Origin of the sequence: Massilia putida (assembly GCF_001941825.1) — a bacterium.
Classification (GTDB): Bacteria; Pseudomonadota; Gammaproteobacteria; order Burkholderiales; family Burkholderiaceae_D; genus Telluria; species Telluria putida.
This window is the reverse complement of the sequence record NZ_CP019038.1, coordinates 1269785-1286658: the sequence shown is the minus strand read 5'-3', so window position 1 is coordinate 1286658 and position 16874 is coordinate 1269785. Positions and strand designations below refer to the sequence as shown.

Here is a 16874-nt window from a genome sequence, read left to right as displayed (position 1 = left end):
TAGCCCTGCCGTTCAAATTTTTTCGATCTGGCGGTTGATCGCGTTGAGCGCACGCTCGTTCCGCTCGCTGTAGCGGTCCGTCAGGTAATCGGTGCGGCCCCGCATCAGCAGCGTGATTTTAAAGAGCTCCTCCATCACGTCGACAACGCGATCGTAGTATGCGGACGGCCGCATGCGGCCTTCGTCGTCGAATTCCTTGTAGGCCATCGGCACCGAGGACTGGTTCGGGATCGTGAACATGCGCATCCAGCGCCCCAGCAGGCGCAGGGTGTTCACTACGTTGAAGGACTGCGAACCGCCGCAGACCTGCATCACCGCCAGCGTGCGGCCCTGGCTCGGCCGGACCGCACCCATCTCCAGCGGGATCCAGTCGATCTGGTTCTTCATCACCGCGGTGATCGCGCCATGGCGCTCGGGGCTGCACCAGACCTGGCCTTCAGACCACAGGCACAGCTCGCGCAGCTCGACCACTTTCGGATGCGTCTCGGGTACGCTGCCGACCATCGGTAGTTCCATCGGATCGAAGATCTTCACCTCTGCGCCGAATTGCTCCAGAATGCGCGCCGCCTCCTCGGTCAGGAAGCGGCTGAAAGAGCGTTCGCGCAGCGAGCCGTATAGCATCAGGATGCGAGGAGGGTGGCTCAGGTCGCCAACCGGGGCGAGCTTCTCGAGCGTAGGCTGGTCCAGCAGCTCCGGCTTGATATTGGGGAGATTCGGGATTTTGCTCATTTGATTCGGCTTCCTTGTTCGTCGACGACAGCTTCGCCGTCCTCTTTCGAGAACGCAGCACGCTGAGGCACAGGCAGGATGTCCAGCACGACTTCCGACGGACGGCACAGACGGACACCAACCGGCGTGACGACAAAAGGCCTGTTGATGAGAATCGTATGCGCGAGCATCGCGTCGATCAGTTGCTCGTCCGTCGTCCCTGGATTATCCAGGCCGAGCTCCAGGAATGGCGTGCCTTTCTCGCGTACGGCGCCGCGAACCTGCAGGCCTGCGCGCTGAATCAGGTCCACCAGTGTTGCGCGGTCGGGCGGGTTCTTCAGGTATTCGATCACGGTTGGCTCGATGCCGGCATTGCGGATGAGTGCCAGCAAGTTGCGCGAGGTGCCGCAATCGGGGTTGTGATAGATCGTGACGTCCAGTGCATTGTCCATGTTCGGTCCTTTCTCAGCTCAGGCGCAGGGCGAGCGCGCTCAGGGTCACCAGAAGGATCGGCAGGGTCAGCAGGATACCGATCCGGAAGTAGTAGCCCCAGGAGATCTGGATATTCTTTGCCGACAGCACGTGCAGCCACAACAGCGTGGCGAGGCTGCCGATGGGCGTGATCTTTGGCCCGAGGTCAGCGCCAATCACGTTTGCATACACCATCGCTTCGCGCACAACGCCCTGTGCAGTGGTGGCGTCGATTGCCAGCGCGCCCACTAGCACGGTCGGCATATTATTCATGATCGACGACAGGATGGCAGTGATGAAGCCGGTGCCGAGCGCTGCGCCCCACACGCCATGCTCGGCGCAGCGGTTGAGCAGGGCGGTCAGGTAGTCCGTCAACCCGGCATTGCGCAGTCCGTAGACCACCAAGTACATCCCTAGCGAGAACACGACGACCTGCCATGGGGCGCCGCGCAGCACCTCGCGGGTCGAGATCCGGTGCCCGCGCGCAGCGACAGCCAGCAGCAGCACTGCGCCAACCGCGGCCACGGCGCTGATCGGGATGCCGGCTTCGTCAAGCCAGAAGAAACCGACGAGCAGCATGCCCAGCACCCACCAGCCGGTGACGAAGGTGGCGCGGTCGTGGATGGCCTCCTCCGGGCGTTTCAGCTGCGCCAGGTCGTAGTCGGCGGGGATGTCCTTTCGGAAGAACCAGACAAGCGCGGCAAGCGTCGCAGCTACCGACACCAGGTTGACTGGCACCATCACTGCGGCATAGCGCGCAAAGCCGATATTGAAATAGTCGGCCGAGACGATATTCACGAGGTTCGACACGACCAGCGGCAGGCTGGCAGTGTCGGCGATGAAACCGGCCGCCATTACGAAGGCCAGCGTGGCTTTCGGCGAAAACCGCAAGGCGACCAGCATGGCGATGACGATGGGCGTCAGGATCAGCGCCGCGCCATCGTTGGCGAACAGCGCGGCCACGGCCGCGCCCAGCAAGACAAGAAGCACAAACAGGCGCCGGCCGCTGCCGCCGCCCCAACGCGCCACGTGCAGCGCAGCCCACTCGAAGAAGCCTGCCTTGTCGAGCAGGAGGCTGATGATGATGACGGCCACGAACGCACCGGTGGCATTCCAGACGATATGCCAGACGGTCGGGATGTCGCTGACGTGGATGACGCCCGCGAGCAGGGCCACGGCTGCGCCCGCGGCGGCGCTCCAGCCAATACCGAGGCCGCGAGGCTGCCAGATGACGAAGGTGAGGGTTATCAGGAAAATGAGAAATGCGATCAGCACGGAAGTCTTTCAGGGAGCGACGGGCACATGGACAAGCCGGGCAATGGCCCGGCTGACGTAACGGAAGGTGGCGTTCAGGCGCCGATATGGCCGATGCGGTCGAGTTCGGTCTTGAACTTCGCGCGGTCGGATTTCAACTCCTCGAGCGGCAGGGCGAGGAAGGCTTCGATACGCGCGCGGAGGATCGCGTAGGCCTTTTCGAAGGCGGCGTCGATTTCCTTTTCGGTGCCAACGACGTGGCTCGGGTCTTCGACACCCCAATGCGTACGAAGCACGGGGCCGAGGTAGGCCGGGCAGGTTTCGCCGGCGGCGCTGGCGCACACCGTTACCACGAGGTCAGGAGTGACGGGAAGCTTATCCCAGGACTTGCTGTAATAGCCCTCCGTGGAGATGCCTTTGCTGGCGAGCAGGGCGAGCGCCTTGTCGTTCAACTTGCCGGTCGGTTGGCTGCCTGCGCTGATGGCGTGCCAGCCGGCGGGCGCCAGATGATTGAAGACGGCTTCACTGATGAGCGAGCGGCACGAATTGCCGGTGCAAAGAAAAAGTACGTTCACGGTAGACCTTTGGTTGAGAAGAAATAAGCGTAGAAATTAGCTTGTCTGGCTGGAAGCGATGGGCTCACATCCCAAGCCATTCGTTGGCGAACAAGGATTGCCGCCACAGCAGTTCTCGGTAAGGAAGCCCAGCAACTGATTCATCGTGTCGAAGTTCGCTGCGTAAATGATGAAACGGCCTTCCTGGCGCGGAATCACCAGATTGGCGTGGGTAAGTTCTTTCAGATGAAAGGAAAGCGATGAGGGAGGCGTGCCGAGTGCTTCGGCAATCTTCGTTGCTGAAAGTCCTGCAGGGCCGGCCTGCACAAGCAAGCGGAAGGTTGCCAGCCTTGATTCCTGGGCGAGGGCGGCAAGCGCGGCAAGTGCGGGTTTCGTATCCATGATCTCATCCAAATATTTGATAATTCCAGTATAGTGGAATTGATGCCTGGGCGGCAAGCCTTCACAAGAGCGGGACGTCCGAGCGACCGATGGCGGTCAGTTCGTTCTGGATCGCCAGGCGCGACAGGGTCGCAAATGGAAGCATCGAAAAGATGTCGAGGCGATTCTTGATCTCGCGGCATGTGCGGGCAAAGACTTGGCGATGCTCCTGGTCGCTCCCCACGAATGCTGCTGGATCTTCGAAGCTCCAATGCGCCGTGATCGGGTGCCCTGGCCAGCGGGGACACGCCTCGCCAGCGGCCTTGTCGCATACCGTGATCACGAAGTCCATGTGCGGAGCATCGGCAACTGCGTACTCATTCCAGCTTTTGCTGCGCAGGCCCTCGACGGGGAAGCCGAGCCGTTCAATCTGTTCGATCGCAAAGGGATGCACCGAGCTGCCAGGATGGCTTCCTGCGCTGTAGGCGCGAAACCGGCCAGCGCTGGTGGCGTTGAGAATGGCCTCGGCAATAATGCTGCGCGAGGAGTTGCCGGTGCAAAGAAATAGTACGTTGAAAACCCTGTTGTCAGTCATGGCGGTCTCGACCTGTTCGGTTGGTTGATACGACACTTCCAAATATATCGAAACATCTTGACCGTTTGATGACAACGACGATATTCTATATTCGTCGATTAACGAATAAGCGGTTGAGGAGCGCGTCCGGATTTATCGCTGCGCCCATGCATTCGTAATTCGACGAAATAGGAAATGCCGAGGTTTGGCTGCGGCCCAACAGAACTTTGCCTGACTAGACGAGGAGAGCAAGAATGAATAGTAAGGAAGAACAACAACTGCCGGTGGCGGTGCTCGGAGCCGGTCCCGTAGGCCTGGCGGCGGCTGCGCACCTGATCGAGCGAGGCCTGACGCCGCTCATTCTGGAAGCTGGCTCCGAGGTAGGCGCCAACCTGGCCACCTACCGCCACGTGCGCCTGTTCTCGCCCTGGCAATACAACGTCGACAAGGCGGCCCGCCGCCTCCTGCAGCAGCACGGTTGGACTGCGCCGCCGGACGACGGGCTGCCGACCGCCGGCGAACTACTTGACGCTTACCTCGCTCCGCTCGCAGCGACGCCTGCAATTGCGGCCAAGCTGCTGCTGGGGCAGCGCGTCATTGCCGTCACACGCGTCGGCTTCGACAAGGTCAAGACCAAGCGCCGTGAGGCCGCACCCTTCTTGATCCGCACAGAAACGGCGGACGGGACACGGCAGTACCTGGCCAGTGCCGTGATCGACGCTACCGGCACCTGGTCGCACCAGAATCCCCTGGGTGCCGATGGCATCCCCGCGTTAGGTGAGGCGGCACTGGCAGCGCGGATTGACTACGGCATGCCTGACGTCCTTGGAAGCGCGCGCGAACGCTTCGCGGGCCGGCGAGTGCTGGTCGTGGGGGCAGGGCACTCCGCAGCTGGAAGCCTGCTCGCGCTCGCGCAACTAGCCGAGGAAACTCCGAAAACCAGCATCGTGTGGGCAACCCGCGGCAGCAACCTGACCCGGGTGTTCGGCGGCGGCGAAGCCGATGGCTTGCAGGCACGCGGCCAGCTCGGGCTGCGCTTGAAGGCCCTGCGTGACTCCGGTGGACTAGAATTGTGCCAGAACTTCCGGATCGAACAGCTGGAAGAAGTCGACGGCCGTATTCGCGTGACCGGAGAGCCGGTCGGCGGAGCCGCGCCGATGATCGACGCGATCGACCGCATTGTCTGCACGGCCGGGGCGCGACCCGACCTCGCGCTGACCCGCGAACTGCGCGTGCGCCATGACCCGTGGCTCGAGAGCACCGATGCGCTGGCGCCCCTGATCGATCCGAACGAGCACAGCTGCGGCACCGTTCGTCCGCACGGACACAACGAGCTAGCCCACCCGGAACCCGGCTACTACGCCGTCGGTGCGATGAGCTATGGCCGCGCCCCTAATTTCTTGATGGCGACAGGGTACGAGCAGGTGCGGTCCGTGGTCGCAGCTCTTGTTGGCGATATGGCCGCGGCCGACGACGTGCAGCTCGACCTGCCGGAAACGGGCGTGTGCAATACGCGGCTGGCTTACGACGATGCTGCATCCGAGCCGGTGGTTTCCTGTTGCGGAGTCCCGGCGGCGCAGGCCGCGAGCTGCTGCGTTCCAGCACAGTCTCCGTCCGACGCTTGCGGCTGCAGTGCGGCGGCCAAGACGAGCTGCTGCGCCTGATCGAATGAACTGCCGCCGGTGCGAGCCGGCGGTGCGAACCTGGAGCCTCGCGTGCAACAGCCATCGAAGACCATTGGCATCCTCGCCGTCACCCAGATCCTGTCCTGGGGATCGCTTTACTATGCCTTCACCATAGTGGCCCCCGATATCGAGCGTGATCTGGCGCTCGCGCCGGAACTGGTGTTCGGCGCCTTTTCATGGGCCTTGCTCGTTGCAGGATTGGCTTCTACGCCAACGGGCATCCTGCTGGACCGCTACGGCGGGCGCTACGTGATGGCGACAGGTTCGTTGCTGTGTACTCTTGGGCTGGTTTGGCTCAGCCGCTGCACCAGTGTCGCGTCCTACTATGTCGCCTGGACGCTCATCGGCGTCGCGATGGCACTCACGCTGTACGAGGCCGCTTTCGCAACGATCAACCGCAAGCTCGAGATTGGCTCCAGAAAAGCGATTTCGACCTTGACGCTGTTCGGCGGTTTTGCCAGCACGGTGTTCTGGCCATTAAGCGCCAAACTGCATACGATGCTCGGCTGGCGCGACACCTACCTTTTGTACGGGCTCATACAGCTTCTGATCTGTGTGCCGCTTCATCTCTGGCTAGGCACCGATCCGGCCCGCAGCAAGTTGAGGGATCCAGTCGGTGCGCCCCGGAGCCACACCCTGGCGGAAGCTTTGCGGCACCAAGCGTTCTGGATGCTGGCACTGGCATTCTCGGCCAATGCATTCATTTTCTCGGCCATGTCGGTCCACCTGATCCCACTGCTCGGCCACTTGGGCGCATCTGCGACGCTGGCGGTCATGCTGGCCACGTTGATCGGCCCAATGCAGGTTGCGGGGCGTATTGGAGAGATGACGCTCGGGCGGAATACGCCGCCGCAAACGGTCGGCAAGCTGACGTTTTCCATGCTCCCGGCAGCCCTGCTCGTCCTCGTGCTGTTTGGTTCGCAGGCCTGGGCGGCGGCCTCTTTCTGCGTGCTTTACGGCTTGAGCAACGGCATCCTGACCATCGTGCGTGGTTCGGTCCCTCAGGCGCTGTTCGGCCGCGAGAACTACGGCGCAATCTCCGGCGCGATCGCAGGTCCGTCGCTCCTCTCGAAGGCGGCTGGGCCGCTCGCTGCGGCAGCAATCCTGCGTTACGACAGCGGTCCTTTGATACTGCTGTTCGTGCTGCTAGCCATGTCTGTGGCTTCGCTTGCCTTCTACCTTCGAGCGGTGGCCACTGAACCACCGGGGCAGTACGTCGAAGCTTTTGACAAAGGTATCTCCTGAGGTCTATTCTGCGTTCGTCAAACAACGAACAAATCTATGTCAAAGTCCTGCTGTCCCCCAACTACGCCTCGCGTGCGTGATACCGACATCGATGCCGATGACCTGGCACGCATGTGCAAGGCACTCGCGCATCCTGCACGTATTCAGCTGCTCCGCCACCTGATCGATTATGGCGAATGCTACTTCGGGAAGCTGACGGATGTATTGCCCCTGGCGCCGTCGACGATTTCCCAGCATGTCTCAATCTTGAAGGAAGCAGGGTTGATTGAGGGCTCGTCGGATGTGCAGCGGATCTGCTACTGTGTCAATCAGGAGCGGCTGCAGCAACTGAAGCTTGTGATCGGAGAGCTGTAGGGTAGGGGAGAACGTGCCCCGTGCTCTTACTTGCTGAGCCTGAGCTCCCAGTAGCCCACGTCGATCCAGCACCTGAACTTCATGCCGACCTCCGAGAAATGGGCGGCCTTGCGGAATCCCAGCCTTTCGTGCAGCGCGATGCTGCCTTCGTTCGGTAAAGGTCTAAGGCCGGTCATCGAGAAAATTACGATGCCGAGTGATGCCAGATAGCCAGAGGCGACCTCAGCTTTGAATAGCTGACATTATAGAAGTAATGTCAGAATTCAGGAGCAGGGCGCCCAGGTCCCTACGCTTTACGTAGTATTACGTTAGCACTCGGGAGGCCACCATGCTCGACAATGCTCAGACTACGGCCGCTATTCGGGCCGACATTGACGCCCTGCGCGAACGGTTTTCCATGCGGTCCCTTTGCTATCAGTGTTGCAATCCCGATAACATCCTAGTCGCCTTAGCTGAGCAAGACATCATCTCGTCAAGCCAAGCTCCTGCTTTTTGGCCTTCTTGCCATGCACGAGCGCCGGCGCCGCTGGCCCCAATCCACCGAACTTAAGCGTCCGGCTCATTCCGCCGCCGCCGGCTTCAATTAGTTCTTGACACGACAGCCGCTTCGCGCGGCCGCCGCCCTGGTTGCGAGGGGTTTCTCGAGCAGGGCGGCGGCCAATGAAGATCGTTTTGATCTTCATTGGCCGCCATGTCGTTACCGTCCTTATTCTCCGCGTTTTCCCTGTTCCTGCACTCGCCACAATTTCGCAACCTGGCCTGCCACGCCGACGCTGGCGACGCCTTCGTTCGCAGACGCAAGCTGCCGCTGCCGACGCTGGTCGCCGTCATGCTCAGCGGCATGCGCAAGGGTGTCCAGACCGAGCTCGACGAATTCTTCGCCCACCTCAAGGAACAGGCTCAACTCGTGCACCACGTCTCCGAACAGGCCTTCGCCAAGGCCCGCGCGAAGCTGTCCACGACGGCCATTCCGGCGCTCAACGACTGGCTCGTCGAGCGCGCCGACGCCGATGGCTTCGTGCCGCGCTGGCACGGCCGGCGACTGGTCGCCGCCGACGCCTCGACCTTGCGTTTCGCGCGCCGCGCCAGCCACGTCGCGCGCCGCCAGCACCGACCAGATCGCCTTCGGACTGTACCTGCCCGGCGCCGAGATGATGCTCGCCGCGTCCCTGCACAGCGTCCACGAAGGCGAGCGCCAGATGCTGTTCCAGCACCTCGACCGCCTGTCCGACAAGGACGTCCTGCTGATGGATCGCGGCTATCCATCACGCTGGCTGGTGTCCGCGCTCAACGCCCACGGCATCGGTTTCTGCATGCGCGTCGAGAAGGCCGGCAACGCCGGCTTCGCATGCGTGCGCGACTTCCTGCGATCAAGCGAGGACGAGCGGATCGTCGCGCTGGCGGCGCCGGACCGGCGCGACGCCATCGACTACGAATGTCCGGCAACGGCGCAAACGGTGCGCCTGATCCGGCATGTCTCCAGCATCGGCAAGGTACGCGTGCTGATGACCAATCTGCTCGACCGGGACGAATTCCCGCGCGCCGAATTCGGCGATCTCTACCATCAACGCTGGCGTATCGAAGAAGCCTTCAAACGCCTCAAGCATCGCCTCAACCTCGAGCACGTCTCCGGCCTGTCGCAGCAGGCCGCGATGCACGATTTCGCGGCGAAAATCGTCTGCGACAACCTGCAGTCCCTGGCCTCGGAATCGGCCCTGCGCGCAGCGTCGCTGGCGCCGACACGGCGCATCAACCGTGCCGCCGCGCACTCGATCCTGAAACCATTGCTGCCCGCGCTGCTGCTCGGCACCAACATCGGAGCACGACTGCTCCAGGCCCTACAATTGATCGCCAGCCGGACCTATTCGCATCGCCCAGGAATCGTGAAATCCAGGCCCAGGCTCATGCGACCAAAGCCGCACAAATCGATGACTCAGAAACCATGCTGATGACCTCTGCTCTTAAGTTCGGTGGATTGCCGCTGGCCCCTGCGGACTGCTTGGCGGTAGGTAGCTGGCCCAAGCTAATTGGCTTACTTGGCACGCTCGTAATGGGGGTCCCGATCCTGACGTGCTCCCTTACAAAAGTGACGGCGCCACCAATACGGTAAAATCCCACCACTAAATGTCTTTGATGCAGTTTTGGCAGCAGCTAGAGGGTGCGTCTGTGTGGTTGAAAAAGATTGGGCTAGGGTAATCAAATGGTAGAGGGAACCTTTGTACGTCAGTCTCTAGAGCGAGCTTTGATGCAGCTTGCTGTTGAACTTGCCGGCAAGTGTGTAAGTGAAGAGGGTAAGATTTCGCCAAAGGTTGCCGCGGTCGTAGTACGGGACGGGATAGTGTTAGCAACTGCCTACCGGGGTGAGCTTAACGGCGGTGAGCATGCAGAATATACGTTGCTTGAGCGCAAGCTCGCTGATGTGGATCTGACAGGTGCAACGTTGTATTCCACTCTTGAGCCATGTACTCATCGGAACCACCCGAAGATTTCATGTACGGATAGGGTGATTGCACGTCAGCTGAAGCGGGTAGTAATCGGTACGCTCGATCCGAACCAGACCATTCGTGGACTTGGCGAGCTACGACTTCAAGAGGCTGGCATTGAAATCGCTCGATTTGACCATGACTTCGTTTTAAAACTGCGTGAGTTAAACAAGGAATTTTCGGCCCAGCACCCTGTCCGGGGCATTCAACGCGACGCTGCTCAGACGGTTGATCCAGTGAAGCCAGGAGAAACAGGTCCGAATGGGCATCGGATTGGTTACACCGAGGAGGGCGACAAGGTTGAGTGGATACCTTCTGACGAGGAAGACGGCGACTTTTGGCCAATGATTCTTCGTCGTAACGACTCTGCGATTCTTCACGAATACAATGACCTCTGGGAGAAGGTTTGGTGGAATCGTCACCAGAACTGGCTTTACCGGCTTGAGACAGGTGAGGAGGCACTACGGCCTGGTCAGGAAAAAATCCTAGCTGATGCGAAAAAGGCAGCTAAGCGTATTGAAGATAAGTTTGACATGGAAAATCTCGGCTGGAACGACTTTGAATGGGGTTTGCTAAGTGGTCGTTTGTCTGCGCTTAGCTGGGTTTTGGGAAGTGAGTGGAGCGAGTCACTGGATACCTAGTCCTGAATCCACTACGGTTTCATAGACAATCCTGAGCCATAATTCTAGGCTTAAGGAGAAATTATGAGTGGAAACAGGTACGCGGACCAATTCAACATTGCACCGGTCAAGCAAGTGACCGAATGCGGTGATGCGGCTTACGATGTTGCCGACCGCCTCGGCGTAAGCATCTTGACGTCGAATACCCGAGGTAAGGCGTTTGGTTAGACGTTTGATAACGCCCCGCAAAGTAGGAAATGCTGAGTGCGCTGGATTAGGCCATATGTTAGCTAATTCGGCGAAGTTAACCGTCTAAGGTATCATATGCGACAGTTCGTTCCCGCCACCACGACACGTCAGCAGGACACCGAACCCGATCTACTCGATGCCCACGAACATTTGGACATTTCCGGATAAACCAAACAAACAAGAATGCACGTACTAGTACGTGACTATCGACTCGTATCGCCAGCATCCCTATATGTTTAAAACGTAACCAGAACATCAGAGAGCGCATACGTCGCCTAAATACCAAGACTGACCAAAGCTAACAGGAATAAAAAATGGCAAGAGACCGTACTTCTCTTTACGAACGCGCAGTGGCCGCATTAACTGAAGAAGAGGCTGTAAGCGAATTACGAGAGCTCGCAGAGCTGCTTGCTTATCACGACCAAAAATACTACGAAGCAGACGATCCTGAGCTCACAGACGCTGAATACGACGCGTTGAGGAATCGCAACAATGCGATTGAAGCGAGGTTCCCGGAGCTCGTACGGAGCGACAGCCCATCCCAAAAGGTCGGCGTCGAACCAGCCGCAACAGCAAAAAAAGTATCCCACCGCGTCGCTATGTTATCCCTTGCCAACGCCTTCACCACGAATGACATCGAGGAATGGGTCGAAAGCTTACGTAACTTCCTTATCGAACTGAGAAGTCCAGACGTTCCAATTGACGTAGTCTGCGAATTAAAGATTGACGGGATGTCATGTTCACTTAGGTACGAGCAAGGGCGCCTTATCTCAGCGGCCACACGCGGCAATGGCCAAGTCGGCGAGGACATCACCGAAAACGTCAAGACAATAGCCGACATACCCCAAGTGCTAGCAGGTACCGACTGGCCCGAAGTACTAGAGGTCAGAGGTGAGATATACATGACCGACCAAGGTTTCCTTCAACTCAATGAGCAACAGAAAAACGTTGGCGGAAAAGTCTTCGCAAATCCTAGGAACGCGGCGGCAGGGAGCGTACGTCTACTCGACTCGACCATCGTAAGAGAGCGCCCACTGCATTTTTTTGCATATACTTGGGGCGAAGTCTCGGACGCATTCGCAAATACCCAGTGGGAAGCTCGTAACAAGTTCAAGCAATGGGGGTTTCTGCTAAACGAACCGAGTAGATTAGTCACAATAACAGACGCATCACTAAAGGATCTATTTGATTACTATGAGGAGGTGGAGCAGACACGATCGTCGCTTGGGTTTTCAATCGACGGGACAGTCCTAAAGTTGAACCGCTTAGATTTACAAAGCAGATTAGGATTCGTTAGCAGGTCGCCTCGCTGGGCAGTGGCATGGAAGTTTCCGCCAGAAAAAGCGAAAACGGTAGTCGAGAATATCGAGTGCCAGGTAGGTCGCTCCGGCAAAGTAACCCCCGTCGCTCACTTGAAACCGATAAACGTTGGTGGAGTTATCGTTCAACGCGCAACACTGCATAATGCTGACGAGATTGAGCGAAAAGATGTTAGGATAGGTGATACGGTTGTCGTCCAACGGGCAGGCGACGTGATCCCGCAAATCGTCTCTATTGTCCGAGAACTTCGGCCCGAACAAAGTTCGCCGTATCGTTTCCCCAGCCATTGCCCCGTCTGCGACAGTCTCATTATAAGGGAAGCCGACGAAGCCGATAGCTACTGTACAGGAGGGCTAGTGTGTTCTGCTCAAGCAATCGAGCGACTACGACATTTTGCGTCGAGGAACGCATTCGATATCGAGGGGTTCGGGGAAAAGAATGTCGAGTTGTTCTACCGTAAAAGCGTCGTAAGGACGCCTGTCGACATTTTCACATTGGAAGAACGTAATGGCAGCGATTTCCCATCGCTCAGCGATTGGGCGGGATGGGGTGACATCTCAGCATCAAAACTTTTTGAGTCAATCAAAAGGTCGAGGTCGATCTCGCTTGATCGCTTTATTTACTCCCTCGGAATTCATCAGGTCGGTCAGGCTACCGCCCATGCCCTTGCAAAACACTATAAGTCAGTCGGGCGTTGGAGGCAATCTCTAGAAGACGCTTCAGTTTCAGCTGAGTCAGAGGCCTATGAAGAGTTAGTTTCGATTCACGGTCTAGGAGCCAGCATGGTCGATGATATACTCGGATTTATAGCAGAGCCACATAATAAAGAAATTCTAAACAAGCTGATCGGCGATAAAGACCCATTAGTGACGGTTTTAGATATAGCACCTGCATCAGCATCGTCTGCAGTGTCGGGTAAAACGGTAGTATTTACTGGTTCCTTAGAAAGCATGGGGCGTAGCGAAGCGAAGGCTCAAGCCGAGGCGCTAGGCGCCAACGTAGTAGGCTCAATCTCGAAAAAAACGGATTTAGTAATTGCGGGGCCCGGGGCAGGTTCTAAAGAGAAAAAGGCGCGAGAACTCGGATTAACTGTGCTGACCGAAGAACAATGGCTCGATATGATAAAACCTAAATCAGAGGGGAAGATAGGGACGGGGGCTCAATAAATATGCTTGTAGATGTTGCTCGATGATTTCTTACATCAAGTAGTAGATGATAGAATGCGTTGCTCTAGTGGATCTGTTCACAGCCGTTGGTTCGCTCTGACGCGCGCCATACGGCGCTTGTCTCCGGTCGAATTTTGCTTCGCAAAACGAGCCGCCTTCGGCGGTTCGATCCGGTTGGCGTACCTTTCGTTGTATTTCTTTGGAAGAAGTTATCCGTAATGCAGGGGTCAGTGCTTTTGGAAACGGGTCACTATCGGGTGCGCAATAGCGCGTCAACGCTCGCGGCGCCCGTAGTTTCCCGAAAAAAAACATATGAAAATATCGACGGCGTCGTCTACAAGGTCGACCGCCTCGCGGACCAGCGCGAACTGGGCTTCGTCTCGCGCGCCCCGCGCTTCGCGCTCGCGCATAAATTCCCGGCCGAGGAAGCGCTGACCACCGTCTCCGCCATCGACGTGCAGGTGGGCCGCACGGGCGCGATCACGCCGGTGGCGCGCCTCGTGCCCGTGTCCGTCGGCGGCGTCACCGTCACCAACGCCACGCTGCACAACGAGGACGAGGTGCGCCGCAAGGACGTGCGCGTGGGCGATACGGTCGTCGTGCGCCGCGCCGGCGACGTGATTCCCGAAGTGCTGTCCGTCGTGCTGGAACGCCGCCCGACGCCGGTCCCGCCCGTGTACGAACTGCCGAAGACGTGCCCCGTGTGCGGCTCGCACGTCGTGCGCGAAGAAGGCGAGGCCATCGCGCGCTGCTCCGGCGGGTTGACGTGCGCCGCGCAGCGCAAGGAAGCGATCCGCCACTTCGCGGGCCGCCGGATGATGGACATCGAAGGCCTGGGCGACCGCTACATCGACAGCCTCGTCGAAGCGGATTTGATCCATGGCGTGGCCGACCTGTACCGCCTGACGCAGGGCGATCTGCTCAAGATGAAGCGCCTCGCCGACAAACGCGACGGCACGACGCCGGAGACGGTCAAGAATGGCAAGGTCGCGACCAAGTGGGCCGACAATCTGCTGGCCGCCATCGCCGCGAGCAGGAACCCGCCGCTGGAACGCCTGCTGTTCGCACTGGGCATCCGCCACGTGGGCGAGTCGACGGCGAAGACCCTGGCCGACTGGCTCGGCAGCCTCGCACTCGTGCGCCGCGCGCCGGCCGCGCTGCTGCGCGTGCTGCCCGACATCGGCGGCACCGTCGCGGAAGCCATCGCCGACTTCTTCGCTGAACCCAAGAACCAGCAGGCGCTCGATGCGCTGCTGGCGGCCGGCGTGGCGCCGCAGGGCGAGCATCCGCCGCGCGCGCAGCTGCGCGAAAAACTCGACGACGTGGCACTGCTCGCCGCGCTGGGCATCCCGAAACTGACGGAGCCCCGTGCGCGCCAGCTGCTGGCCGACGGCCGCACGCTGGACGACCTCGCGCACCTGAGGATCTTCAGCGTGTTCGGCTTGCCCGAATCCGTCGCCACGGCGCTCGAACAATGGATGGCCGTGCCGGGCAACCGCGACATGCTGGCCGCCCTGGCGGCGTTGCGTGCCGAGCTGCTCGCGATGCTCCCGCAGGACGCCGCCGACGCGGCCGGCCCGCTGACGGGCAAGACGTTCGTGCTGACAGGGACCTTGCCCACGATGTCGCGCGACGCGGCCCAGGCATTGATCGAACAGGCGGGTGGCAAGGTGTCCGGGTCCGTGTCGAAGAAGACGTCGTACGTCGTCGCGGGCGCGGACGCAGGCAGCAAGCTGGAAAAGGCCGAAGCGCTCGGCGTGACCGTGCTCGACGAAGCCGCTCTGCTCGCGTTGCTGGGCGGCGCACAGAATTCAACTCAATAATGAATGGATGGAGCAAGAATGACCGCAATTAAGAAAGCCGTCTTCCCGGTCGCAGGCCTCGGCAGCCGCTTCCTGCCGGCCACCAAGGCGCAGCCCAAGGAAATGCTGCCCATCGTCGACAAGCCGCTGATCCAGTACGCGGTCGAGGAGGCGGTGGCCGCCGGCATCACGGAACTCGTGTTCATCACGGGCCGCAACAAGCGCGCCATCGAAGACCACTTCGACAAGGCCTACGAACTGGAATCGGAACTGGAAGCGGCCGGCAAGCAGGAGCTGCTGAAGCTCGTGCGCCAGGTCATTCCGAAGAACGTCAACTGCATCTACATCCGCCAGCCGGCCGCGCTCGGTCTGGGCCATGCCGTGCTGTGCGCGCGTCCCGTGATCGGCAACGAGCCGTTCGCCGTGCTGCTCGCCGACGACTTCATGGATACCGCGGACGGCCACAAGCCCGTGCTCGCACAGATGACGGATTTGTACGGCTACGAGAAGTGCAGCGTGCTGGCCGTGCAGGACGTGCCGCGCGCGAACACGCGCCAGTACGGCATCGTCAGCGCGCGCCCCTACCGTCCGGACCTGGAACTCGTCTCGGGCATCGTCGAGAAACCGAAGCCCGAGGACGCGCCGTCCACGCTGGCCGTGGTGGGCCGCTACGTGCTGACGGGCGCGATCTTCGAACACCTGGAAAACCTGGGCACGGGCGCGGGCGGCGAGATCCAGCTGACCGACGGCATCGCGTCGCTGATGACGCGCGAACGCGTCCTGGCGTACCGCTATGCGGGCACGCGCTACGACTGCGGCTCCAAGCTGGGGTACCTGAAGGCCACGGCCGCCATCGGCATGAAGCACCCGGAAACGGCCGAAGGCTACCGCGAATTCCTCACGCACCTTTGCGCCGACCTGCCGAAATGACGATCCGCGAGATTCTCAAAATGGGCGACCCGCGTCTGCTGCGCGTGGCCGAACCCGTGCGCGAGTTCGACACGCCCGAGCTGCACGCGCTGGTTGCGGACATGTTCGAGACGATGCACGCCGTCGACGGCGCGGGCCTCGCGGCGCCGCAGATCGGGGTCAATCTGCAGCTCGTGATCTTCGGCTTCGGCAAGAACCAGCGCTACCCGGACGCGCCCGCCGTGCCCGAAACGGTACTGATCAACCCGATCCTGAAACCCTTGTCGGAAGAGATGGAAGAGGGCTTCGAAGGCTGCCTGTCGGTGCCGGGCCTGCGCGGCAGCGTGCCGCGCTACACGCGCCTGCATTACGAGGGCGTCGACCAGTACGGCCACGCGATCAGCCGCGACGTCGACGGCTTCCATGCGCGCGTCGTGCAGCACGAGGTCGACCACCTGCTCGGCATCCTGTACCCGATGCGCATCCGCGACTTTTCCCGCTTCGGCTTCACCGAAGTGATGTTCCCCGACCTCGACCCGAAGGCCGACGATTGAAGCCGCATCACCTTTTCGCGACCTGCGCGCTGGCCCTGGCCGGCGCGTGCGCGCATGCCGACGACCTGTTCACGAAACTCGACGCGGACCCGAAGAGCGAGCTGTGGCTCGACAGCGGCTTCGCCACGTACCACTTCGACCGCGACAAGAACCTCAACGGGGGCAACCGCGGCATCGGGTTCGAGTACCGTTTCTCGGGCACGATGGCGGTAGCAGGCGGACGCTTCGTCAACAGCGACCGGTTCTATTCCAATTACGCGGGCGTGCTGTGGCAGCCGTATGCGCTGGGACCCGTGCGCCTCGGCGCGGCCATCGCGGCGTTCGACGGGTATCCGAAGATGCGCGACCGCGGCTGGTTCCCGGCCGTGATCCCCACGTTCACCTACGAGTACCAGCGCGCGGGCGTCAATGTCGGCGTGATCCCGTCGTACAAGGATCGCTTGTACGGCGGAATCTCCGTGCAGTTGAAGGTCAAATTGTATTGATGGTCACGCGTTGAATGGCGGCCGGAGGGCCGCCCACCCTGCGGTTCGATCAGCGTAGGG

At 60.3% G+C, this 16874-nt stretch carries 18 protein-coding genes and 1 pseudogene; 10 read left to right on the top strand and 9 right to left on the bottom strand.

What is annotated here, in order from left to right; genetic code table 11:
* Positions 1–12 precede the first annotated feature (12 nt).
* From arsH to BVG12_RS07970, 6 genes are all read right to left on the bottom strand, one after another.
* Positions 13–729 (bottom strand): arsenical resistance protein ArsH, encoded by a 717-nt coding sequence (gene arsH / locus BVG12_RS07995; RefSeq protein ID WP_052233740.1) that lies wholly within the window; start codon positions 727–729, stop codon positions 13–15.
* A complete protein-coding gene (gene arsC / locus BVG12_RS07990) occupies positions 726–1160 on the bottom strand; it encodes an arsenate reductase (glutaredoxin) (RefSeq protein ID WP_179966256.1) in 435 nt (144 codons plus the stop codon). The genes arsH and arsC overlap by 4 nt, the downstream gene beginning before the upstream one ends.
* A gap of 13 nt (positions 1161–1173) precedes the next feature.
* Positions 1174–2454 carry an arsenic transporter gene (locus tag BVG12_RS07985; protein ID WP_052233741.1) on the bottom strand — a complete coding sequence of 427 codons (1281 nt, stop codon included), beginning with the start codon at positions 2452–2454 and terminating at the stop codon, positions 1174–1176.
* A 74-nt stretch (positions 2455–2528) separates the two neighbouring features.
* Positions 2529–3008 carry an arsenate reductase ArsC gene (locus BVG12_RS07980; protein WP_075791958.1) on the bottom strand — a complete coding sequence of 160 codons (480 nt, stop codon included), beginning with the start codon at positions 3006–3008 and terminating at the stop codon, positions 2529–2531.
* Between the two features lie 36 nt (positions 3009–3044).
* Positions 3045–3389 carry an ArsR/SmtB family transcription factor gene (locus BVG12_RS07975; RefSeq protein WP_075796259.1) on the bottom strand — a complete coding sequence of 115 codons (345 nt, stop codon included), beginning with the start codon at positions 3387–3389 and terminating at the stop codon, positions 3045–3047.
* Positions 3390–3450: 61 nt separating this feature from the next.
* Entirely contained in the window at positions 3451–3963 is a 513-nt protein-coding gene (locus BVG12_RS07970) for an arsenate reductase ArsC (protein WP_052233875.1), read from the bottom strand.
* A gap of 233 nt (positions 3964–4196) precedes the next feature.
* On the opposite strand from BVG12_RS07970, the gene BVG12_RS07965 reads away from it, so the two are divergent.
* From BVG12_RS07965 to BVG12_RS07955, 3 genes are all read left to right on the top strand, one after another.
* Complete coding sequence (locus BVG12_RS07965) at positions 4197–5606, top strand: FAD-dependent oxidoreductase (RefSeq protein WP_052233743.1); 1410 nt, start codon at positions 4197–4199, stop codon at positions 5604–5606.
* 51 nt (positions 5607–5657) lie between these two features.
* Entirely contained in the window at positions 5658–6872 is a 1215-nt protein-coding gene (locus tag BVG12_RS07960; RefSeq protein WP_052233876.1) for an MFS transporter, read from the top strand.
* Between the two features lie 72 nt (positions 6873–6944).
* A complete protein-coding gene (locus tag BVG12_RS07955) occupies positions 6945–7226 on the top strand; it encodes an ArsR/SmtB family transcription factor (RefSeq protein WP_229411141.1) in 282 nt (93 codons plus the stop codon).
* 26 nt (positions 7227–7252) lie between these two features.
* On the opposite strand, the gene BVG12_RS07950 is transcribed toward BVG12_RS07955, so the two are convergent.
* The 3 genes from BVG12_RS07950 to BVG12_RS35000 all read right to left on the bottom strand — a co-directional run bounded on the left by BVG12_RS07950 (position 7253) and on the right by BVG12_RS35000 (position 8259).
* A complete protein-coding gene (locus BVG12_RS07950; protein ID WP_370662829.1) occupies positions 7253–7402 on the bottom strand; it encodes a GNAT family N-acetyltransferase in 150 nt (49 codons plus the stop codon).
* Positions 7403–7690: 288 nt separating this feature from the next.
* Positions 7691–7909, bottom strand: a complete 219-nt coding sequence (locus BVG12_RS07945; RefSeq protein WP_075791957.1) for a hypothetical protein — start codon at positions 7907–7909, stop codon at positions 7691–7693.
* A 23-nt stretch (positions 7910–7932) separates the two neighbouring features.
* Positions 7933–8259 (bottom strand): hypothetical protein, encoded by a 327-nt coding sequence (locus BVG12_RS35000; RefSeq protein ID WP_229503837.1) that lies wholly within the window; start codon positions 8257–8259, stop codon positions 7933–7935.
* On the opposite strand from BVG12_RS35000, the gene BVG12_RS07940 reads away from it, so the two are divergent.
* The 7 genes and pseudogenes from BVG12_RS07940 to BVG12_RS07910 all read left to right on the top strand — a co-directional run bounded on the left by BVG12_RS07940 (position 8237) and on the right by BVG12_RS07910 (position 16814).
* Positions 8237–9175, top strand: coding sequence for a transposase (locus BVG12_RS07940; RefSeq protein ID WP_229503836.1), 939 nt, complete (start codon positions 8237–8239; stop codon positions 9173–9175). The two genes, BVG12_RS35000 and BVG12_RS07940, sit on opposite strands and share 23 nt — an antisense overlap.
* A 251-nt stretch (positions 9176–9426) precedes the next feature.
* Positions 9427–10350 carry a deaminase gene (locus BVG12_RS07935; RefSeq protein ID WP_082439639.1) on the top strand — a complete coding sequence of 308 codons (924 nt, stop codon included), beginning with the start codon at positions 9427–9429 and terminating at the stop codon, positions 10348–10350.
* Between the two features lie 542 nt (positions 10351–10892).
* On the top strand, positions 10893–13064 hold the full coding sequence (gene ligA / locus BVG12_RS07930; RefSeq protein WP_075791955.1) for an NAD-dependent DNA ligase LigA: 2172 nt from the start codon (positions 10893–10895) through the stop codon (positions 13062–13064).
* 257 nt (positions 13065–13321) lie between these two features.
* A pseudogene (gene ligA, locus BVG12_RS07925) lies at positions 13322–14887 on the top strand (NAD-dependent DNA ligase LigA); the annotation flags it as partial.
* 18 nt (positions 14888–14905) lie between these two features.
* On the top strand, positions 14906–15796 hold the full coding sequence (gene galU, locus BVG12_RS07920; protein WP_075791954.1) for a UTP--glucose-1-phosphate uridylyltransferase GalU: 891 nt from the start codon (positions 14906–14908) through the stop codon (positions 15794–15796).
* On the top strand, positions 15793–16329 hold the full coding sequence (gene def / locus BVG12_RS07915; RefSeq protein ID WP_075791953.1) for a peptide deformylase: 537 nt from the start codon (positions 15793–15795) through the stop codon (positions 16327–16329). The genes galU and def overlap by 4 nt, the downstream gene beginning before the upstream one ends.
* Complete coding sequence (locus BVG12_RS07910; RefSeq protein ID WP_229503835.1) at positions 16326–16814, top strand: hypothetical protein; 489 nt, start codon at positions 16326–16328, stop codon at positions 16812–16814. Before def ends, BVG12_RS07910 begins: the two co-directional genes overlap by 4 nt.
* The last annotated feature ends 60 nt before the right edge of the window (positions 16815–16874 follow it).

What these genes read in the sequence shown, in the direction of transcription:
- BVG12_RS07975 (WP_075796259.1), bottom strand. Translation starts at nt 3,389, where the DNA reads ATGGATACGAAACCCGCACTTGCCGCGCTTGCCGCCCTCGCCCAGGAA.
- BVG12_RS07965 (WP_052233743.1), top strand. Translation starts at nt 4,197, where the DNA reads ATGAATAGTAAGGAAGAACAACAACTGCCGGTGGCGGTGCTCGGAGCC.
- arsH (WP_052233740.1), bottom strand. Translation starts at nt 729, where the DNA reads ATGAGCAAAATCCCGAATCTCCCCAATATCAAGCCGGAGCTGCTGGAC.
- galU (WP_075791954.1), top strand. Translation starts at nt 14,906, where the DNA reads ATGACCGCAATTAAGAAAGCCGTCTTCCCGGTCGCAGGCCTCGGCAGC.
- ligA (WP_075791955.1), top strand. Translation starts at nt 10,893, where the DNA reads ATGGCAAGAGACCGTACTTCTCTTTACGAACGCGCAGTGGCCGCATTA.
- BVG12_RS07940 (WP_229503836.1), top strand. Translation starts at nt 8,237, where the DNA reads ATGGCTTCGTGCCGCGCTGGCACGGCCGGCGACTGGTCGCCGCCGACG.
- BVG12_RS07970 (WP_052233875.1), bottom strand. Translation starts at nt 3,963, where the DNA reads ATGACTGACAACAGGGTTTTCAACGTACTATTTCTTTGCACCGGCAAC.
- BVG12_RS07950 (WP_370662829.1), bottom strand. Translation starts at nt 7,402, where the DNA reads ATGACCGGCCTTAGACCTTTACCGAACGAAGGCAGCATCGCGCTGCAC.
- BVG12_RS07945 (WP_075791957.1), bottom strand. Translation starts at nt 7,909, where the DNA reads ATGAAGATCAAAACGATCTTCATTGGCCGCCGCCCTGCTCGAGAAACC.
- def (WP_075791953.1), top strand. Translation starts at nt 15,793, where the DNA reads ATGACGATCCGCGAGATTCTCAAAATGGGCGACCCGCGTCTGCTGCGC.
- arsC (WP_179966256.1), bottom strand. Translation starts at nt 1,160, where the DNA reads ATGGACAATGCACTGGACGTCACGATCTATCACAACCCCGATTGCGGC.
- BVG12_RS07935 (WP_082439639.1), top strand. Translation starts at nt 9,427, where the DNA reads ATGGTAGAGGGAACCTTTGTACGTCAGTCTCTAGAGCGAGCTTTGATG.